General features: G+C 52.9%; 16 protein-coding genes. 14 read left to right on the top strand and 2 right to left on the bottom strand.

The window, feature by feature from the left end:
* Positions 1–213: 213 nt before the first annotated feature.
* Positions 214–1,974, bottom strand: a complete 1,761-nt coding sequence (gene ycaO, locus LDB27_RS13725; RefSeq protein WP_001530487.1) for a 30S ribosomal protein S12 methylthiotransferase accessory factor YcaO — start codon at positions 1,972–1,974, stop codon at positions 214–216.
* Positions 1,975–2,110: 136 nt separating this feature from the next.
* On the opposite strand from ycaO, the gene LDB27_RS13720 reads away from it, so the two are divergent.
* The 14 genes from LDB27_RS13720 to LDB27_RS13655 all read left to right on the top strand — a co-directional run bounded on the left by LDB27_RS13720 (position 2,111) and on the right by LDB27_RS13655 (position 18,029).
* Positions 2,111–2,803 (top strand): DUF421 domain-containing protein, encoded by a 693-nt coding sequence (locus LDB27_RS13720; RefSeq protein WP_000642869.1) that lies wholly within the window; start codon positions 2,111–2,113, stop codon positions 2,801–2,803.
* Between the two features lie 185 nt (positions 2,804–2,988).
* Positions 2,989–4,077, top strand: coding sequence for a 3-phosphoserine/phosphohydroxythreonine transaminase (gene serC / locus LDB27_RS13715; protein WP_000079590.1), 1,089 nt, complete (start codon positions 2,989–2,991; stop codon positions 4,075–4,077).
* Between the two features lie 70 nt (positions 4,078–4,147).
* Positions 4,148–5,431: a 3-phosphoshikimate 1-carboxyvinyltransferase gene (aroA, locus tag LDB27_RS13710; protein ID WP_000445192.1), complete on the top strand. Its 1,284-nt coding sequence runs from the start codon at positions 4,148–4,150 to the stop codon at positions 5,429–5,431.
* 143 nt (positions 5,432–5,574) lie between these two features.
* A complete protein-coding gene (locus tag LDB27_RS13705) occupies positions 5,575–6,336 on the top strand; it encodes a M48 family metallopeptidase (RefSeq protein WP_000792308.1) in 762 nt (253 codons plus the stop codon).
* A 172-nt stretch (positions 6,337–6,508) separates the two neighbouring features.
* On the top strand, positions 6,509–7,192 hold the full coding sequence (gene cmk, locus LDB27_RS13700) for a (d)CMP kinase (protein ID WP_000125007.1): 684 nt from the start codon (positions 6,509–6,511) through the stop codon (positions 7,190–7,192).
* 113 nt (positions 7,193–7,305) lie between these two features.
* Positions 7,306–8,979 carry a 30S ribosomal protein S1 gene (gene rpsA / locus LDB27_RS13695; RefSeq protein ID WP_000140324.1) on the top strand — a complete coding sequence of 558 codons (1,674 nt, stop codon included), beginning with the start codon at positions 7,306–7,308 and terminating at the stop codon, positions 8,977–8,979.
* Positions 8,980–9,134: 155 nt separating this feature from the next.
* Entirely contained in the window at positions 9,135–9,419 is a 285-nt protein-coding gene (ihfB, locus tag LDB27_RS13690) for an integration host factor subunit beta (protein WP_000167332.1), read from the top strand.
* Positions 9,420–9,648: 229 nt separating this feature from the next.
* Positions 9,649–11,913 (top strand): ComEC family protein, encoded by a 2,265-nt coding sequence (locus tag LDB27_RS13685; RefSeq protein ID WP_000705769.1) that lies wholly within the window; start codon positions 9,649–9,651, stop codon positions 11,911–11,913.
* A gap of 36 nt (positions 11,914–11,949) precedes the next feature.
* Positions 11,950–13,698 carry a lipid A ABC transporter ATP-binding protein/permease MsbA gene (gene msbA / locus LDB27_RS13680; RefSeq protein ID WP_000551246.1) on the top strand — a complete coding sequence of 583 codons (1,749 nt, stop codon included), beginning with the start codon at positions 11,950–11,952 and terminating at the stop codon, positions 13,696–13,698.
* The gene (gene lpxK / locus LDB27_RS13675) at positions 13,695–14,672 is read left to right on the top strand and encodes a tetraacyldisaccharide 4'-kinase (RefSeq protein ID WP_000561688.1); all 978 of its coding nucleotides are present in this window, start codon (positions 13,695–13,697) and stop codon (positions 14,670–14,672) included. The genes msbA and lpxK overlap by 4 nt, the downstream gene beginning before the upstream one ends.
* 43 nt (positions 14,673–14,715) lie before the next feature.
* Positions 14,716–15,948 carry a winged helix-turn-helix domain-containing protein gene (locus tag LDB27_RS13670; RefSeq protein ID WP_000056924.1) on the top strand — a complete coding sequence of 411 codons (1,233 nt, stop codon included), beginning with the start codon at positions 14,716–14,718 and terminating at the stop codon, positions 15,946–15,948.
* 51 nt (positions 15,949–15,999) lie between these two features.
* On the top strand, positions 16,000–16,182 hold the full coding sequence (gene ycaR / locus LDB27_RS13665) for a protein YcaR (protein ID WP_000350056.1): 183 nt from the start codon (positions 16,000–16,002) through the stop codon (positions 16,180–16,182).
* Positions 16,179–16,925, top strand: a complete 747-nt coding sequence (gene kdsB, locus LDB27_RS13660) for a 3-deoxy-manno-octulosonate cytidylyltransferase (RefSeq protein ID WP_000011576.1) — start codon at positions 16,179–16,181, stop codon at positions 16,923–16,925. The genes ycaR and kdsB overlap by 4 nt, the downstream gene beginning before the upstream one ends.
* 210 nt (positions 16,926–17,135) lie before the next feature.
* Positions 17,136–18,029 carry a YcbJ family phosphotransferase gene (locus LDB27_RS13655; RefSeq protein WP_000436888.1) on the top strand — a complete coding sequence of 298 codons (894 nt, stop codon included), beginning with the start codon at positions 17,136–17,138 and terminating at the stop codon, positions 18,027–18,029.
* On the opposite strand, the gene elyC is transcribed toward LDB27_RS13655, so the two are convergent.
* A complete protein-coding gene (gene elyC / locus LDB27_RS13650; protein ID WP_000899554.1) occupies positions 18,009–18,785 on the bottom strand; it encodes an envelope biogenesis factor ElyC in 777 nt (258 codons plus the stop codon). The genes LDB27_RS13655 and elyC overlap by 21 nt on opposite strands.
* Positions 18,786–18,795: the final 10 nt, after the last annotated feature.

Here is an 18,795-nt window from a genome sequence, read left to right as displayed (position 1 = left end):
CTGACTCCTCCTGCTGCACGGTTAATTAATATGGAGTAATCAACAAATAAAGTAACATCACTATGTCAATTAATTTAATATCAACAACCAATATTTAACCTTGTTATTACATTTTTCGCCGTTTAGTGAAAATAAATAAAACGGGGCCGCAAAGGCGCCCCGTAATATAACGCAGCCGAGAGGGTAAACCTACCCTAAGTCACTCATATGGCCTTATTTTGACCAGTATGCCGCTTTCGCGCGCTGTAATTTATCATACGCTTTTAACAAGGACTGATGCGCCGGGAACGCTTGTAGATCGTGGTCGACAGCCGGTAGTCCATAAAAAGCCGCTTCACCGCTAAGCGCGGCGCTGGCGGCTTCTACAGCCTCTGCGCCATACATTTTTATAAAAGCATTGAGATATTGCAGCGGCTGACGCGCATCTTCTTGCGACAGGAGCAGCAGCGTTTGCAGGCAACGGTAATAGTTTGCGCGTGCCGGACTAAAGACCGACGAATTGAACTCCATCGTCCATTCTGTCCAGATTAGCGCCTGCTCCAAATCGCCGCCCGCTAACGCTAGCATTGCTTTTAATTCGCCGACGCGCAGTGTATACCAACCATTGTCCGCTCCGGTCGCCAGACCCAACAGTTCACGCACGCGGGTGAAATCGTCAAAACCTTCTTCATCCAATTGTTCAATCAGATTGAGATAGTCTTCTTTATTCCAGGCGCTACCGGGCAGCGAAAGCAGAGTCTCACGAAGATGGCTACCCATATTGTTGTTGGCCAGCCACAGATCTTCGGCAGGATAAATATCAGACATTCCCGGTACGATAATACGACAGGCGTATACGCCGAGATGCTCGTAATCGGCAATGTAAACTTCTTTATCTTCAGCAGCAAAGATGGCCATCAGCGTGGCGAATTCTTCTTCGGTAGTGCCGGAAAAACTCCAGTCCGTGAACGGGTAATCGGCGTCCTGTTTGAACAGATCCCAGGAAATCAGGCCGCTGGAGTCGATGAAGTGGGTCTCCAGATTAGTGTGCTCCGCGACTTCTTCATCATCGAACGTTGGTGGGGTGAAGACATCAAGATCTTTCAGACCGCGTCCCTGGAGTAGTTCGGTCACTGTACGTTCCAACGCAACGCCAAAGTCAGGATGGGCGCCAAAAGAAGCAAAGCAGGTACCGTTAGCCGGGTTGAACAGCACGACGCAGATAACCGGATACTTACCGCCCAGCGAGCCGTCATAGGCGAAAATCGGGAAACCCTCGGCTTCCAGCGTGGCGATTGACTCCATTACCGCCGGATAACGCGCCATCACCTCTGCGGGAATCTCCGGCAGACTGATACTTTCCGCAATGATGCGATTTTTCACATAGCGCTCGAAGACTTCCGACAGTCCCTGAACGCGGGCTTCATTACGCGTATTGCCGGCGGACATTCCGTTAGAGACATACAGGTTGCCGATAATATTCATCGGAATATACACGGTCTGGTTATCGGACTGACGGGTAAATGGCAGGCCGCAGACGCCGCGTTCTTCATTGCCGGACTGAAGATCAATTAACTGGCTTCCGGTGAGTTCATTTTCCGGATCGTAAAACGCGCGCAGACGGGCATCAAGCAAGCCTTCCGGTACGTCGTCATTTTCAGTCAGCGGGAACCATTTTTCATTCGGATAATGCACGAATGGCCCGTTGGCGACCGTTTCGCCAAGCCAGAAATCAGCAAAAAAGTAGTTGGTTGACAGACGCTCGAAGTATTCGCCCAGCGCCGAGGCCAGCGCCGCTTTTTTGGTCGCGCCTTTTCCGTTGGTAAAGCATAACGCGCACTCTTTATCGCGAATATGCACTGACCAGACGTTTGGCACCGGGTTCAGCCAGGAGGCCTCTTCGATGTGAAAGCCGAGGTCGAGTAACTTTTGCTGGAAGCGGGCGATGGAGTCTTCCAGCGCGGCGTCTTTGCCGGGAATAAATGTTTGCGTCATGAAAATCACTTTTGTCGTACGGAAAGCGCGCAATGATACGGGTTTTATGTGACGGGCGCTATCTCGCCGGGACATCGGCGGAAATAAAAGTATTGGCTATGCTTTTACACTGGAATTCACAGGAAGAGCATAAAAAATGAAAGCATTTGATTTGCAACGAATGGCGCTGGATAACGTGCCGGTAGCGTTTTTGGGGGAAGTGGCGCTACGTAGCTTTTACACCTTTGTTCTGGTGTTTCTTTTCTTAAAGGTGACAGGACGACGCGGCGTACGGCAAATGTCGCTTTTTGAAGTGCTGATCATTTTGACATTGGGGTCGGCGGCAGGCGACGTCGCGTTTTATGATGACGTTCCGATGCTCCCTGTTCTGGTGGTATTCATCACCCTGGCGCTGCTCTATCGCCTGGTCATGTGGCTGATGGCGCATAGTGAAAAGTTGGAAGATCTGCTGGAAGGCAAGTCGGTGGTCATTGTTGAAGACGGCGAACTGGCGTGGGAAAAACTGCAGCGCTCGAACATGACGGAGTTTGAGTTTTTTATGGAGCTTCGCTTGAATGGCGTTGAGCAACTGGGGCAGGTCAGACTGGCCATCCTGGAGACAAACGGACAAATCAGCGTCTATTTCTTTGAAAATAAAGACGTTAAGCCGGGGTTAAGCATTCTTCCTGAGCACTGTACGCCACGCTTTATCGTGGCGCCGGAGGCTGGCGACTATGCCTGCGTACGTTGCAGTGAAGTGATACGCATGAACGTCGGGAAAAAGCAATTATGTCCGCGCTGCGCAAATCCAGAATGGACGAAGGCAAGCCGGGCTAAACGCGTTGTTTAACAGCGAAAATATCGGATTTATACGGTTAATCCGGAAGATTCTGTTGTGTGACGCATGCCGCATTTTCTCCTCGCATTGTTTTACCCATTGCGGCGCGTGTCACTGAATGATAAAACCGATATTCACATGAATAACGTTTGCCTGATGTCTGTCAGGCAGGAAACAATGCAGCGTGGTGAGGGGAAATGGCTCAGGTCTTTAATTTTAGTTCAGGTCCGGCGATGCTACCGGCGGAAGTACTTAAACTGGCGCAACAGGAACTGCGTGACTGGCACGGTCTTGGTACGTCGGTAATGGAAATTAGCCATCGAGGCAAAGAGTTTATCCAGGTCGCTGAAGAAGCGGAGCAGGATTTTCGCGATCTCCTTAATATCCCCTCCAACTATAAAGTTTTATTTTGTCACGGCGGCGGTCGCGGGCAGTTTGCTGGCGTGCCGCTCAATCTGCTGGGCGATAAAACCACGGCGGATTATGTCGATGCTGGTTACTGGGCGGCGAGCGCCATCAAAGAAGCCAAAAAATACTGTGCGCCGCAGATTATCGACGCCAAAATCACCGTTGACGGCAAACGTGCCGTAAAACCGATGCGCGAGTGGCAGCTTTCCGATAACGCCGCTTATTTACACTATTGCCCGAATGAGACCATTGACGGCATCGCCATCGATGAAACGCCGGATTTTGGCCCGGAGGTGGTCGTCACGGCGGACTTTTCTTCTACCATCCTGTCTGCGCCGCTGGATGTCTCTCGCTATGGCGTAATTTATGCTGGCGCGCAGAAGAATATCGGTCCGGCAGGACTGACGCTGGTTATCGTCCGGGAAGATCTGTTAGGCAAGGCGCATGAGAGCTGCCCGTCCATCCTCGACTACACCGTCCTGAATGATAACGACTCGATGTTTAATACGCCGCCGACTTTCGCCTGGTATCTTTCCGGTCTGGTGTTCAAATGGTTGAAAGCGCAGGGCGGCGTGGCGGCGATGCACAAAATCAATCAGCAAAAAGCGGAGTTGCTGTACGGTGTGATTGATAACAGCGATTTCTACCGTAACGATGTCGCACAGGCCAACCGTTCGCGGATGAACGTTCCGTTCCAGTTAGCGGACAATGCGCTGGACAAGGTCTTTCTGGAAGAGTCTTTCGCCGCCGGTCTGCACGCCTTAAAAGGGCACCGTGTTGTTGGCGGTATGCGCGCCTCTATCTATAACGCCATGCCGATTGAAGGGGTAAAAGCGCTGACCGATTTCATGATCGATTTTGAGCGTCGTCACGGCTAATACGTTTCTTTTTTCATCCCCACGGCCAGTCTGTGGGGTTTTTATTTCTGTTTTTTGAGAGTTGAGTTTCATGGAATCCCTGACGTTACAACCCATCGCGCGGGTCGATGGCGCCATTAATTTACCTGGCTCCAAAAGTGTTTCAAACCGTGCTTTGCTCCTGGCGGCTTTAGCTTGTGGTAAAACCGTTCTGACGAATCTGCTGGATAGCGATGACGTCCGCCATATGCTCAATGCCCTGAGCGCGTTGGGGATCAATTACACCCTTTCTGCCGATCGCACCCGCTGTGATATCACGGGTAATGGCGGCGCATTACGTGCGCCAGGCGCTCTGGAACTGTTTCTCGGTAATGCCGGAACCGCGATGCGTCCGTTAGCGGCAGCGCTATGTCTGGGGCAAAATGAGATAGTGTTAACCGGCGAACCGCGTATGAAAGAGCGTCCGATAGGCCATCTGGTTGATTCGCTGCGTCAGGGCGGGGCGAATATTGATTACCTGGAGCAGGAAAACTATCCGCCCCTGCGTCTGCGCGGCGGTTTTACCGGCGGCGAGATTGAGGTTGATGGTAGCGTTTCCAGCCAGTTCCTGACCGCTCTGCTGATGACGGCGCCGCTGGCGCCTGAAGACACAACTATTCGCGTTAAAGGCGAACTGGTATCAAAACCTTACATCGATATCACGCTAAATTTAATGAAAACCTTTGGCGTGGAGATAGCGAACCATCACTACCAACAATTTGTCGTGAAGGGCGGTCAACAGTATCACTCTCCGGGTCGCTATCTGGTCGAGGGCGATGCCTCGTCAGCGTCCTATTTTCTCGCCGCCGGGGCGATAAAAGGCGGCACGGTAAAAGTGACCGGGATTGGCCGCAAAAGTATGCAGGGCGATATTCGTTTTGCCGATGTGCTGGAGAAAATGGGCGCGACCATTACCTGGGGCGATGATTTTATTGCCTGCACGCGCGGCGAATTGCACGCCATAGATATGGATATGAACCATATTCCGGATGCGGCGATGACGATTGCCACCACGGCGCTGTTTGCGAAAGGAACCACGACGTTGCGCAATATTTATAACTGGCGAGTGAAAGAAACCGATCGCCTGTTCGCGATGGCGACCGAGCTACGTAAAGTGGGCGCTGAAGTCGAAGAAGGGCACGACTATATTCGTATCACGCCGCCGGCGAAGCTCCATCACGCGGATATTGGCACGTACAACGACCACCGTATGGCGATGTGCTTCTCACTGGTCGCACTGTCCGATACGCCAGTCACGATCCTGGACCCGAAATGTACCGCAAAAACGTTCCCTGATTATTTTGAACAACTGGCGCGGATGAGTACGCCTGCCTAATCCTTCTGTTGTGCCAGTCGACAGGCTGGCGCATCGAGGTCCGCATTCGCACTATTTTTACAATTATGACTAATGCTAATTTGTTGATGATTTAACACATTGATTTATGTGTTTTTTATAATAGTTATCAACGGAAGATTAGTATGAAAAATAAATCATTATTACTGGCGGTGGCGATTTCCGCTACGCTACTGGCAGGATGTAAAAATGGCGTGAATGGCAATTTAATCGCCAGTTCCGGCATGTCAGCCTACAAAGCCGCCACACTGTCCGATGCGGATGTTAAGGCATTATCTAATAATGCCTGTAAACAAATGGACAGCGAGAATCAACTGGCAGGTACGAAAAGCAAATACACCAAACGTCTGAGCAAAATCGCCAAAGCGCTGGGTAACAACATTGACGGTACGCCGGTTAGCTATAAAGTCTATATGACCAGCGATATCAACGCATGGGCGATGGCGAACGGTTGCGTTCGCGTATACTCCGGCCTGATGGATCTGATGACCGATAATGAAATTGAAGGCGTACTGGGCCATGAACTGGGCCATGTCTCTTTAGGGCACTCCCGCAAGGCAATGCAGACCGCCTATGCCACGCTGGCGGCTCGCGATGCGATTTCCGCCACCAGCGGTGTCGCAGCGCAGCTTTCCCAGTCTCAATTGGGCGATCTGGCGGAAGGCGTCATCAATTCGGCGTTTTCTCGCAGTCAGGAGTCGGATGCGGATGACTTCTCTTACGATCTGCTGAAAAAACGTGGGATTAACACCCAGGGCTTAGTCACGGCATTCGAAAAATTCGCCACAATGGACGCAGGTCATGCAAAATCATTGATGGACTCCCACCCGGCTTCAGCCGATCGCGCGCAGCATATGCGCGACAGAATTGCCGAAGATAAAAAGTAAATCATTGTCATCTTTCGGGCTGGTTTCTCGCCGGCCCGCTATAATTGCGCAATTATTCCGCATCTGATTACAGACAAAACTGGTTTTTGCACGCAACGTTAACGGTCGCGAGCGTTGGCGCGTATAATGCGCGGCGTTTACGTTAACGGTACGCCTGTTTAAGGAGATAAAGATGACGGCAATTGCCCCGGTAATAACCATTGATGGCCCAAGCGGTGCAGGTAAAGGCACCTTGTGCAAAGCAATGGCGGAAGCATTGCAATGGCATCTGCTGGATTCCGGCGCGATATACCGCGTACTGGCGCTGGCGGCATTGCATCACCATGTCGATCTCGCCTCTGAAGATGCGCTGGTGCCGCTGGCGTCCCATCTGGACGTGCGTTTCGTCTCAACGGACGGCAACCTGGAAGTTATCTTGGAAGGCGAGGACGTTAGCGGCGAAATCCGTACGCAGGAAGTCGCGAACGCGGCATCCCAGGTGGCGGCATTCCCACGCGTGCGTGAAGCGCTTCTTCGCCGCCAACGTGCATTCCGCGAAGCGCCTGGTTTAATCGCCGATGGACGCGATATGGGGACCGTGGTCTTCCCGGATGCGCCGGTAAAAATTTTCCTTGACGCCTCCTCGGAGGAACGTGCGCATCGACGTATGCTACAGTTGCAGGAGAATGGCTTTAGTGTTAACTTTGAACGCCTTTTGGCCGAGATCAAGGAACGCGACGATCGCGATCGTAATCGCGCTGTAGCGCCGTTAGTTCCTGCTGCTGATGCATTAGTTTTGGATTCTACCCGATTAAGCATTGAGCAAGTGATTGAAAAAGCGTTACAATATGCGCGCCAAAAATTGGCTCTCGCTTAAATGCGACCGAATTTGTAGTACCCCCGTTGCAAAGGATTGACAGCGGGTATGTTAAACAACCCCATCCGGCACGGAGCCAGGTGGACGTTAAATATGAAACCTGAAGATTAAACATGACTGAATCTTTTGCTCAACTCTTTGAAGAATCCTTAAAAGAAATCGAAACCCGCCCGGGTTCCATCGTTCGTGGTGTTGTTGTTGCTATCGACAAAGACGTAGTACTGGTTGACGCCGGTCTGAAATCTGAGTCTGCCATTCCGGCTGAGCAGTTCAAAAACGCCCAGGGCGAACTGGAAATCCAGGTTGGTGACGAAGTTGACGTTGCTCTGGATGCAGTAGAAGACGGCTTCGGTGAAACTCTGCTCTCTCGTGAGAAAGCTAAACGTCACGAAGCATGGATCACGCTGGAAAAAGCTTACGAAGATGCTGAAACTGTTACCGGTGTTATCAACGGCAAAGTTAAGGGTGGCTTCACTGTTGAGCTGAACGGTATTCGCGCGTTCCTGCCAGGTTCTCTGGTAGACGTTCGTCCGGTGCGTGACACTCTGCACTTGGAAGGCAAAGAGCTTGAATTCAAAGTAATCAAGCTGGACCAGAAACGTAACAACGTTGTGGTTTCTCGTCGTGCCGTTATCGAATCCGAAAACAGCGCAGAACGCGATCAGCTGCTGGAAAACCTGCAGGAAGGCATGGAAGTTAAAGGTATCGTTAAGAACCTCACTGACTACGGTGCATTCGTTGATCTGGGCGGCGTTGACGGCCTGCTGCACATCACTGATATGGCCTGGAAACGCGTTAAGCATCCGAGCGAAATCGTGAACGTTGGCGACGAAATCAACGTGAAAGTGCTGAAATTCGACCGCGAGCGTACCCGTGTATCCCTGGGCCTGAAACAGCTGGGCGAAGATCCGTGGGTAGCTATCGCTAAACGTTATCCGGAAGGTACCAAACTGACCGGTCGCGTGACCAACCTGACCGACTACGGCTGCTTCGTTGAAATCGAAGAAGGCGTTGAAGGCCTGGTTCACGTTTCCGAAATGGACTGGACCAACAAAAACATCCACCCGTCCAAAGTGGTTAACGTTGGCGACGTAGTGGAAGTGATGGTTCTGGATATCGACGAAGAACGTCGTCGTATCTCCTTGGGTCTGAAGCAGTGCAAATCTAACCCGTGGCAGCAGTTCGCAGAAACCCACAACAAGGGCGACCGCGTTGAAGGTAAAATCAAGTCTATCACTGACTTCGGTATCTTCATCGGCCTGGACGGCGGCATCGACGGCCTGGTTCACCTGTCTGACATCTCCTGGAACGTTGCAGGCGAAGAAGCAGTTCGTGAATACAAAAAAGGCGACGAAATCGCTGCAGTTGTTCTGCAGGTTGACGCAGAACGTGAACGTATCTCCCTGGGCGTTAAACAGCTCGCAGAAGATCCGTTCAACAACTGGGTTGCTCTGAACAAGAAAGGCGCTATCGTAACCGGTAAAGTCACTGCAGTTGACGCGAAAGGCGCAACCGTAGAACTGGCTGACGGCGTTGAAGGTTACCTGCGTGCTTCTGAAGCATCCCGTGACCGCGTTGAAGATGCGACTCTGGTTCTGAGCGTTGGCGACGACGTTGAAGCTAAATTCACCGGCGTTGATCGTAAAAACCGCGCAATCAGCCTGTCTGTTCGTGCGAAAGACGAAGCTGACGAGAAAGATGCCATCGCAACTGTTAACAAACAGGAAGATGCAAACTTCTCTAACAACGCAATGGCTGAAGCATTCAAAGCAGCTAAAGGCGAGTAATCCTCTGAAACTTCGGGCCTTTTAGTCCGAAGTATAACGAGATTACTTGACAGATTGCAGGTTTCGGCCTGTAATCAAGCACTAAGGGCGGCTACGGCCGCCCTTAATCAATCTCACGGCTGCAGCCAATTTGCCTTTAAGGAACCGGAGGAATCATGACCAAGTCAGAATTGATTGAAAGACTTGCAACCCAGCAATCTCACATTCCCGCTAAGGCGGTTGAAGATGCGGTAAAAGAGATGCTGGAGCATATGGCCTCGACTCTTGCGCAGGGCGAGCGTATTGAAATCCGCGGTTTCGGCAGTTTTTCTTTGCATTACCGCGCGCCTCGTACCGGACGTAACCCCAAGACCGGCGATAAAGTGGAACTGGAAGGAAAATACGTTCCTCACTTTAAACCGGGTAAAGAACTGCGCGATCGCGCCAATATTTACGGTTAAGTTTTAACGCAAAACTTGAACCCGAAAAAAGCACCTCCAGGGTGCTTTTTTCATTTATACGCCGTCAGGCGCAAACGCTATTCGACCGAAAACTGGAAAACGTTTCGCATTTTTTGCTGCGTCTTACATTTATCAGGTAAAAAACCTGGAATCCGCGCCGTATAGCACAAAATCCCCTCCAGACAATGGCGTCCTGAACCTGCACACTTTCCCGCACAGGGAGGTGTCTATGAAGATAACGACGGTCAGCGTATGCGTAGTATGCGGCATACTTCCGCTCATGATATTGCCAGTATTACCTGACACGTGGATTCTCGCAGTACTGTTTTGTCTGGCATGTTTGCTTTGCCTCATACCCCATCACTATGCGCGCTACGCGGCATTAATCTTGCTCTTTTTCATGTGGGGGATATTTGCCGCCAGGCAGGCCATCTGGGCGGGAAACGTCCTGCCCGCCGCGACGCAGGAGGCGACAGTCGTCATTACTGCCACCGATCATATGACCACTCATTATGGGCGAATCACCCATTTGCGTGGAAAGCCGCTCTTTCCTGCTGTAGGGATTGTCCTGCATGGCCAGTACTTACCCACGGAAGTGTGTGCCGGACAACAGTGGGCGATGACGCTGAAGGTCAGAGCGGTACACGGACAGCTTAACGAAGGCGGTTTTGATAGCCAACGTTACGCGCTGGCGCAGCATCAACCGTTGACCGGACGTTTTCTACAGGCTAAAGCGATTAACCCTGAGTGTAGCTTGCGAGGGCGCTATCTTGCTTCGCTTCGCGCTACGCTTGCGCCTTATCCGTGGCAGCAGGTTATTCTGGCGTTGGGAATGGGGGAGCGGGGAGCGGTGTCGCAGGAGGTGAAGGCCGTTATGCGCGATACGGGGACTGCCCATTTGATGGCGATTTCCGGCCTGCATATCGCTTTTGCTGCGTTATTGGCTGCCGGATTAATCCGTGGCGGACAATTCTTTTTGCCGGTCAGATGGATTCGTTGGCAGACGCCATTGCTGGGCGGCATTCTTTGCGCGATATGTTATGCCTGGCTTACCGGCTTACAACCGCCTGCGCTGCGCACGGTGGCGGCACTGAGCGTCTGGGGAGGATTAAAATTAAGCGGACGACAGTGGAGCGGCTGGCAAGTCTGGTGCTGCTGTCTGGCCGCGATTATTTTCGCCGACCCTGTGGCGGTTATATCACAAAGTCTTTGGCTGTCAGCATTTGCGGTTGCCGGCCTGTTATTCTGGTATCAGTGGTTTCCTGCGCCAAACGGGAATTTTCCACGGGGCGTACGCTGGTTGCTTAACCTGCTTCACCTACAGGCAGGCATTACACTTCTGCTTTTGCCTCTCCAGGTGGCGCTTTTTCATGGCATAAGCGTTACCGCAATGCTGGCGAATCTTTTTGCCGTACCCTGGGTCACATTTGTGACGGTTCCGCTCATCCTGGCGGGAATGATTCTGCATTTAACCGGGCCGTTTTTTCTTGAAGAGTGGGTATGGTACCTGACCGATCGCGCGTTAGCCGCGCTATTTTACCTGTTGAATGCTTTACCGCAGGGCTGGGTGAATATTGATAACCGTTGGCAGTGTCTGACGTTTTTGCCCTGGCTAATGCTTATCGCGTGGCGATTAAACGTCTGGCGTACCTGGCCGGCGGTCTGTTTATGCGGGTTATTGTTGATGAGCTGGCCACTCTGGCGGCCGATAAACGCCAGTGGATGGCAGGTGCATATGCTGGATGTTGGTCAGGGGCTGGCGATAGCGATCGTCAGGGGCGATAAAGTAATACTCTACGATACCGGTCGGGCATGGCCGGAGGGCGACAGCGGGCAACAGGTTATTATTCCCTGGTTGCGCTGGCATAATCTGACGCCGGAGGGCGTTATTTTGAGTCATGAGCATCTGGATCATCGGGGCGGGCTGCGTTCGCTACAGCAGGTCTGGCCGTCAATGTGGATTCGCAGCCCGTTAGGCTGGCAGGGACATTTGCCCTGTTTTCGCGGCGAGCAGTGGCAATGGCAGGGGCTAACGTTTCAGGCGCACTGGCCGTTACGCGAAAGTGCCGATCGAGGAAATAACCGTTCTTGTGTGGTCAAAGTGGATGACGGTGTACATAGCATCCTGCTCACGGGCGATATCGAAGCGGGCGCTGAACAAAAAATGCTAAGTCGTTACTGGCGACATCTTGCGGCGACGTTTATCCAGGTGCCGCATCATGGTAGTAATACGTCGTCGTCGCTACCATTTATTCAGCGCGTACATGGTGAAGCGGCGCTGGCGTCCGCATCGCGCTATAACGCATGGCGGCTGCCGTCCCGCAAGGTAAAACAGCGCTACCGACAGCAGGCGTATCAGTGGTTTGATACACCCCACCAGGGGCAAATTTCGCTGCTGTTTTCTCCGCAGGGCTGGCGCATACAAGGCTTACGGGATCAAATTTTACCTCGCTGGTATCATCAGTGGTTTGGCGTGTCCGAGGATAACGGGTAGAATATGCGGCTATTTCAACAAATGCTGGTTTTTTGAATGCATAACGATAAAGATCTCTCTACGTGGCAGACCTTCCGCCGACTGTGGCCAACCATAGCGCCTTTTAAAGCAGGTCTGATCGTGGCGGGCATAGCGTTAATTCTCAACGCAGCCAGCGATACCTTCATGCTATCGCTCCTCAAGCCATTACTGGATGATGGTTTCGGTAAAACGGATCGCTCAGTGTTGCTGTGGATGCCGCTGGTGGTTATTGGGCTGATGATATTACGAGGCATCACTAGCTATATCTCCAGCTACTGTATTTCATGGGTGTCAGGCAAGGTGGTAATGACCATGCGCCGTCGCCTGTTTGGCCATATGATGGGAATGCCCGTCGCCTTCTTTGATAAACAGTCTACCGGTACGCTGCTGTCGCGTATTACTTACGATTCAGAACAGGTTGCCTCTTCTTCATCTGGCGCGCTGATTACCGTGGTGCGTGAAGGGGCATCGATCATCGGATTGTTTATCATGATGTTCTATTACAGCTGGCAGTTGTCGATCATCCTGGTTGTTCTGGCACCGATTGTGTCGATTGCGATTCGCGTTGTCTCAAAGCGGTTCCGCAGCATCAGTAAAAATATGCAGAACACGATGGGACAAGTGACTACCAGCGCTGAACAAATGCTGAAAGGACACAAAGAGGTACTGATTTTCGGCGGTCAGGAAGTCGAAACTAAACGCTTTGATAAAGTCAGCAATAAGATGCGACTGCAAGGCATGAAAATGGTCTCTGCCTCGTCAATTTCCGATCCTATCATTCAGCTCATTGCCTCGCTGGCGCTGGCGTTTGTTCTCTATGCTGCGAGCTTCCCAAGTGTAATGGATAGCCTGACGGCTGGGACCATCACCGTGGTGTTCTCCTCCATGATCGCGCTGATGCGTCCATTAAAATCGCTGACAAACGTTAACGCGCAGTTCCAGCGTGGGATGGCGGCTTGTCAGACGTTGTTTGCGATTCTGGACAGCGAACAGGAGAAAGATGAAGGTAAACGTGTCATTGACCGCGCGACCGGCGATCTCGAATTCCGCAATGTGACGTTTACTTACCCGGGCCGTGAAGTGCCGGCATTGCGTAACATCAATTTGAAAATTCCTGCCGGGAAAACCGTGGCGCTGGTGGGGCGTTCCGGATCGGGTAAATCAACTATCGCCAGTCTGATCACCCGTTTCTACGATATTGATGAAGGACACATCCTGATGGATGGTCACGATCTACGCGAATACACTCTGGCCTCTCTACGTAATCAGGTGGCGCTGGTTTCGCAAAACGTGCATCTGTTTAACGACACGGTCGCTAATAACATTGCTTATGCCCGGACGGAAGAATACAGCCGCGAGCAGATTGAAGAGGCGGCGCGCATGGCCTATGCCATGGACTTTATCAACAAGATGGATAATGGCCTGGATACCATTATCGGCGAAAACGGCGTACTGCTTTCTGGCGGTCAACGCCAGCGTATCGCGATTGCCCGCGCCTTACTGCGCGACAGCCCGATTCTGATCCTTGATGAAGCTACGTCCGCGCTGGATACCGAATCTGAACGTGCGATTCAGGCAGCGTTGGATGAGCTGCAGAAAAACCGTACCTCTCTGGTGATTGCGCATCGTCTCTCCACCATCGAACAGGCGGATGAGATCGTTGTGGTCGAAGACGGCATTATCGTTGAGCGCGGCACTCATAGCGAGTTGCTGGCACAACACGGCGTTTACGCCCAGCTACATAAGATGCAATTTGGCCAATGATAGCGCGTATCTGGTCTGGTGAATCCCCTCTATGGCGGTTACTGCTGCCGCTCTCCTGGCTGTATGGCCTGGTGAGCGGGGCGATTCGTCTGAGCTATAAGCTTGGTTTTAAACGCGCCTGGCGAGCGCCGGTACCGGTGGTTGTGGTAGGGAATCTTACGGCTGGCGGTAACGGTAAAACACCCGTAGTCATTTGGCTGGTGGAAAAGCTGCAACAGCGTGGCGTGCGCGTGGGGGTCGTTTCCCGCGGCTACGGCGGGAAAGCTGCCGCTTATCCGCTGCTCCTGACGCCGGAGACGACAACCGCAAAAGCGGGAGATGAACCGGTATTGATTTATCAACGGACCGGCGCGCCTGTCGCGGTGGCGCCTGAACGCGCCGCGGCGGTGAAAGCGATTCTGGCGGCGCATAATGTGCAGATTATTATCACCGACGATGGGTTGCAGCATTACCGACTAGCGCGAGATATTGAAATTGTGGTGATTGACGGCGTGCGCCGTTTTGGCAACGGCTGGTGGCTTCCTGCCGGTCCTATGCGCGAACGCGCCAGTCGCCTGAAAACCGTGGATGCCGCTATCGTGAATGGCGGCGTCGCCCGGGCGGGCGAAATCCCCATGCAGCTAACGCCTGGACTGGCGGTGAACTTACGTACGGGAGCGCGTTGCGATGTGGCGCAACTGAGCAATATTGTGGCGATGGCGGGCATCGGTCATCCGCCGCGATTTTTCGCGACGCTGGAAGCCTGTGGCGCGCATCCGCAAAAGTGTGTCCCGCTGGCCGATCATCAAACGCTCGCCCCTGCTGACGTTCAGGCGTTGGTCGGTGAAGGGCAGACCCTGGTAATGACGGAAAAAGACGCGGTGAAATGCCGTGCTTTTGCCGAAGATAACTGGTGGTTCTTACCGGTTGATGCGCGTTTGTCCGGTGAGCAGCCTGATAAGTTGCTTCAACATATCACCTCGCTGGTTCGCTAGCGTACCCCAATGCAGCGGCAGTGATGAATTTATGGAGCCATGAATGTCATTGCCGTACCTTTCTCTTTCCCAGGCCCGGTGTCTTCACCTTGCTGCGCAGGGGCTATTGAAAAAGCCGCGCCGTAACGCGATGCCTGGCGATGTTCTTGCCGCCATCTCACGCATGGCGTTGTTGCAAATTGATACCATCAATGTTGTCGCACGTAGCCCCTATCTGGTGCTGTTTAGCCGTCTCGGTTCGTACCCGCAGGCCTGGCTGGATGAGGCGCTGCGACGCGGCGAGTTAATCGAATACTGGGCGCATGAGGCCTGTTTCTTACCACGCCGCGACTTTAAACTTATCCGCCATCGTATGCTGTCGCCGGAAAAGATGGGCTGGAAATATCGCGCGGCATGGATGCATGAGCACGCGGAAGAAATAGAACAGCTAGTGCGGCATATTCAGGAGCACGGTCCGGTGCGTTCTGCCGATTTTGAGCATGTGCAGAAAGGCGTCAGCGGCTGGTGGGAATGGAAACCACATAAACGCCACCTTGAGGGTTTATTTACCGCCGGAAAAGTCATGGTTGTTGAGCGGCGTAATTTTCAACGTGTATATGATTTAACGCCCCGTGTGATGCCGCACTGGGATGATGGACGCGATGGACTGTCACAGTCGCAGGCGGAAAGCCTGATGCTGGATAATAGCGCGCGCAGTCTGGGGATTTTCCGTGAACAGTGGCTGGCGGATTACTACCGCCTGAAACGTCCTGACCTGAAGGGATGGCGGGAGAGCCGGGCGGAACAGCAGCAGATTATTCCGGTCGAGGTGGAAACGTTGGGGCGGATGTGGCTTCATGCCGATCTTCTTTCGCAGCTTGAACCGGCGCTAAATAACGCCTTAAAAGCGACCCATAGCGCAGTACTGTCGCCTTTCGATCCTGTGGTATGGGATCGCAAGCGGGCAGCGCAGCTCTTCGGATTTAACTATCGGCTGGAATGTTATACGCCTGCGGCGAAGCGCCAGTACGGTTATTTTGTGCTGCCGCTATTATACCAGGGCCGTTTAGTCGGGCGAATGGACGCCAAAATGCACCGTAAAACGGGGGGACTTGAGGTTATCTCGCTGTATCTGGAGGACGATATTCGTCCTGGCGTTAATCTGCAAAAAGGAATCTGGCAGGCGATTAGCGCGTTTGCTGCCTGGCAACGGGCATCGCGCGTGACGCTGGGACAATGTCCGCCAGGCCTGTTTAGCGCCATGCGTCATGGCTGGGAAATAGACCCTGCACCATAACCGATTATGTTAATATTGAAGGATTCACAATCCGGTCCATCTGGAGGAACTATGGATCATCGTCTGCTTGAAATCATCGCCTGCCCGGTATGTAACGGCAAACTCTGGTATAACCAGGAAAAGCAAGAATTAATTTGCAAACTGGATAATCTCGCTTTCCCGTTACGCGACGGCATTCCTGTATTGCTGGAAAATGAAGCTCGCTCCCTGACATCTGATGAGAGTAAATCATGAGTTTCGTCGTCATCATTCCGGCCCGTTTTTCATCTACCCGACTGCCAGGCAAACCATTAGTGGATATTAATGGTAAGCCCATGATTGTTCATGTCCTGGAGCGGGCGCGTGAATCTGGCGCGGAACGCATTATTGTCGCGACCGATCATGAAGACGTGGCTCGTGCGGTAGAAGCGGCTGGCGGCGAAGTGTGCATGACGCGCGCCGATCACCAGTCCGGCACCGAACGGTTGGCGGAAGTGGTAGAGAAGTGCGGATTCAGCGACGATACCGTTATTGTGAACGTTCAGGGCGATGAGCCGATGATCCCGGCGGTTATTATTCGCCAGGTTGCGGAAAATCTGGCGCAGCGCCAGGTTGGCATGGCGACGTTGGCGGTGCCGATTCACAGCGCCGAAGAAGCGTTTAACCCGAATGCGGTAAAAGTCGTGCTGGATGCTGAAGGCTATGCGCTTTACTTTTCCCGGGCGACGATTCCCTGGGATCGCGACCGCTTTGCAAAAAGTCTGGAAACGGTAGGGGATACTTGCCTTCGTCACCTGGGCATTTACGGCTATCGCGCGGGATTTATCCGCCGTTACGTGAGCTGGCAACCCAGCCCGCTGGAACATATTGAAATGCTGGAGCAACTCCGTGTGCTGTGGTACGGCGAAAAAATTCATGTCGCCGTCGCCAAAGCGGTGCCCGGCACGGGCGTAGACACCGCCGACGACCTGGAGCGCGTACGCGCTGAAATGCGTTAACATGATCCTGTTCATGATCGTCTTAGACGGTCATGAACAGCGCGGTATGATAGCGCAAAGATGAATACTCACGTCTGCTCATCAGTGGCGGCTTTCTCGTACCGTTACGATTTTCCTCATTTTTCTTTTCTTCCCTTGATCTGATACGGGTGACATCTGTCCATACGACGCTCATTATTAAAGCAGTAGCACTAATGGGGGTAATCTGGAATGGAACAGTTGCGGGCCGAACTCAGTCATTTGTTGGGTGAAAAACTTAGCCGTATAGAGTGCGTGAATGAGAAAGCGGATTCCGCATTGTGGTCATTATATGACAGCCAGGGAATTCCGATGCCGCTGATGGCGCGAAGTTTTACCACTCCCGGCGTTGCGCAGCAACTGGCATGGAAAACCTCAATGCTGGCGCGTAGCGGTACGGTGAGGATGCCGGTAATCTATGGCGTATTGACGCATGAAGAGCATCCTGGTCCGGATGTGCTGCTGCTGGAACGACTGCGCGGTGTGCCGGTCGAGGCGCCGGCGCGCACTCCGGAACGCTGGGAACAGCTAAAAGATCAGATTGTCGAAGGATTGTTAGCCTGGCATCGGCAGGATAGCCGCGGTTGCGTTGGCGCCGTAGACCATACTCAGGAGAATATCTGGCCTTCCTGGTATCGTCAGCGGGTGGAGGTGCTGTGGACGACGCTAAATCAGTTCAGCAATACCGGCCTGACGATGCAGGACAAACGCATTCTGTTTCGTACCAGAGAATGTCTTCCTTCGTTATTTGAAGGGTTTAACGACAACTGCGTACTGGTGCATGGCAACTTCTGCCTGCGCAGTATGCTTAAAGACGCCCGTAGCGATCAGCTTCTGGCGATGGTCGGCCCCGGGCTGATGCTGTGGGCGCCGAGAGAGTTCGAACTGTTTCGCCTGATGGATAATCCATTGGCGGAGGGATTGCTTTGGCATTATCTGCAACGCGCGCCAGTGGCGGAGTCCTTCATCTGGCGGCGTTGGCTCTATGTGCTGTGGGACGAGGTTGCACAGTTGGTCAATACCGGACGTTTTAACCGTACCAACTTTGATCTGGCGGCGAAATCATTACTCCCCTGGCTTGCCTGATATGCCTTTCAGCCATTGCCAAAGTCGTCCTAATGTTTCATACCCAGCGCGATCGCTGTGCATTAGCCAGACCGGGGACGGAATTGCCCGCTCCCAGGGATTGAGCGGCGAATCGATCGCCAACTGATTCGCCGGCGCGGGAAGCGGATTCAGCCCGGCATGCTGAAAGAAAATCATCGCACGCGGCAAATGCGAGGCGGAGGTTACCAACAGGAAAGGGGCGTCGCCGATGGCCTGCTTAACGGCGGCGGCTTCTTCTTCCGTATCTTTTGGCTTATCCAGCGTAATAATATCGCTACGCGGTACGCCCAGCGACTGCGCCACCCGCGCACCGACTTCCGCCGTGCTTACCGTATTGGTTTTTGCTACGCCGCCGGTAAAAATCAGCCTGGCTCCCGGATTCGCGCGCCACAGCCGGATGCCTTCCGCCAGCCGCGGCAAGCTGTTGTTAATTAAATTAGAGCTCGGCGCCCACTGCGGGTTCCAGGTATAGCCGCCGCCGAGAACCACAATATATTCCACCTTTTGCGGACCCTGCCAGGTAGGGTAGCGGTTTTCTATCGGACGCAGCAGATGGTCAGAGACGGGTTGCAGGCTTAATAGCAATAGCGCCAGCCAACCTACGCTGATAAATACTTTTCCGGTCTTCTGAAAGCGGCTAAACCAGAGCAGCGCCAGGCCGACGCCAATGATCAGCAACATCAGCGGAAGCGGCAATAACATACCGCCAATCACTTTCTTTAGCGTAAAAAGCATCCTTTTTGGT

This window comes from Salmonella sp. JXY0409-18, from assembly GCF_020268625.1.
GTDB classification, from domain to species: domain Bacteria; phylum Pseudomonadota; class Gammaproteobacteria; order Enterobacterales; family Enterobacteriaceae; genus Salmonella; species Salmonella enterica.
This window is presented reverse-complemented; position numbering and strand designations above follow the sequence as displayed.

Bases quoted from the DNA above. Each gene is read 5' to 3' on its own strand.
- ycaO (WP_001530487.1), bottom strand. From the start codon at position 1,974: ATGACGCAAACATTTATTCCCGGCAAAGACGCCGCGCTGGAAGACTCC.
- LDB27_RS13720 (WP_000642869.1), top strand. From the start codon at position 2,111: ATGAAAGCATTTGATTTGCAACGAATGGCGCTGGATAACGTGCCGGTA.
- serC (WP_000079590.1), top strand. From the start codon at position 2,989: ATGGCTCAGGTCTTTAATTTTAGTTCAGGTCCGGCGATGCTACCGGCG.
- aroA (WP_000445192.1), top strand. From the start codon at position 4,148: ATGGAATCCCTGACGTTACAACCCATCGCGCGGGTCGATGGCGCCATT.
- LDB27_RS13705 (WP_000792308.1), top strand. From the start codon at position 5,575: ATGAAAAATAAATCATTATTACTGGCGGTGGCGATTTCCGCTACGCTA.
- cmk (WP_000125007.1), top strand. From the start codon at position 6,509: ATGACGGCAATTGCCCCGGTAATAACCATTGATGGCCCAAGCGGTGCA.
- rpsA (WP_000140324.1), top strand. From the start codon at position 7,306: ATGACTGAATCTTTTGCTCAACTCTTTGAAGAATCCTTAAAAGAAATC.
- ihfB (WP_000167332.1), top strand. From the start codon at position 9,135: ATGACCAAGTCAGAATTGATTGAAAGACTTGCAACCCAGCAATCTCAC.
- LDB27_RS13685 (WP_000705769.1), top strand. From the start codon at position 9,649: ATGAAGATAACGACGGTCAGCGTATGCGTAGTATGCGGCATACTTCCG.
- msbA (WP_000551246.1), top strand. From the start codon at position 11,950: ATGCATAACGATAAAGATCTCTCTACGTGGCAGACCTTCCGCCGACTG.
- lpxK (WP_000561688.1), top strand. From the start codon at position 13,695: ATGATAGCGCGTATCTGGTCTGGTGAATCCCCTCTATGGCGGTTACTG.
- LDB27_RS13670 (WP_000056924.1), top strand. From the start codon at position 14,716: ATGTCATTGCCGTACCTTTCTCTTTCCCAGGCCCGGTGTCTTCACCTT.
- ycaR (WP_000350056.1), top strand. From the start codon at position 16,000: ATGGATCATCGTCTGCTTGAAATCATCGCCTGCCCGGTATGTAACGGC.
- kdsB (WP_000011576.1), top strand. From the start codon at position 16,179: ATGAGTTTCGTCGTCATCATTCCGGCCCGTTTTTCATCTACCCGACTG.
- LDB27_RS13655 (WP_000436888.1), top strand. From the start codon at position 17,136: ATGGAACAGTTGCGGGCCGAACTCAGTCATTTGTTGGGTGAAAAACTT.
- elyC (WP_000899554.1), bottom strand. From the start codon at position 18,785: ATGCTTTTTACGCTAAAGAAAGTGATTGGCGGTATGTTATTGCCGCTT.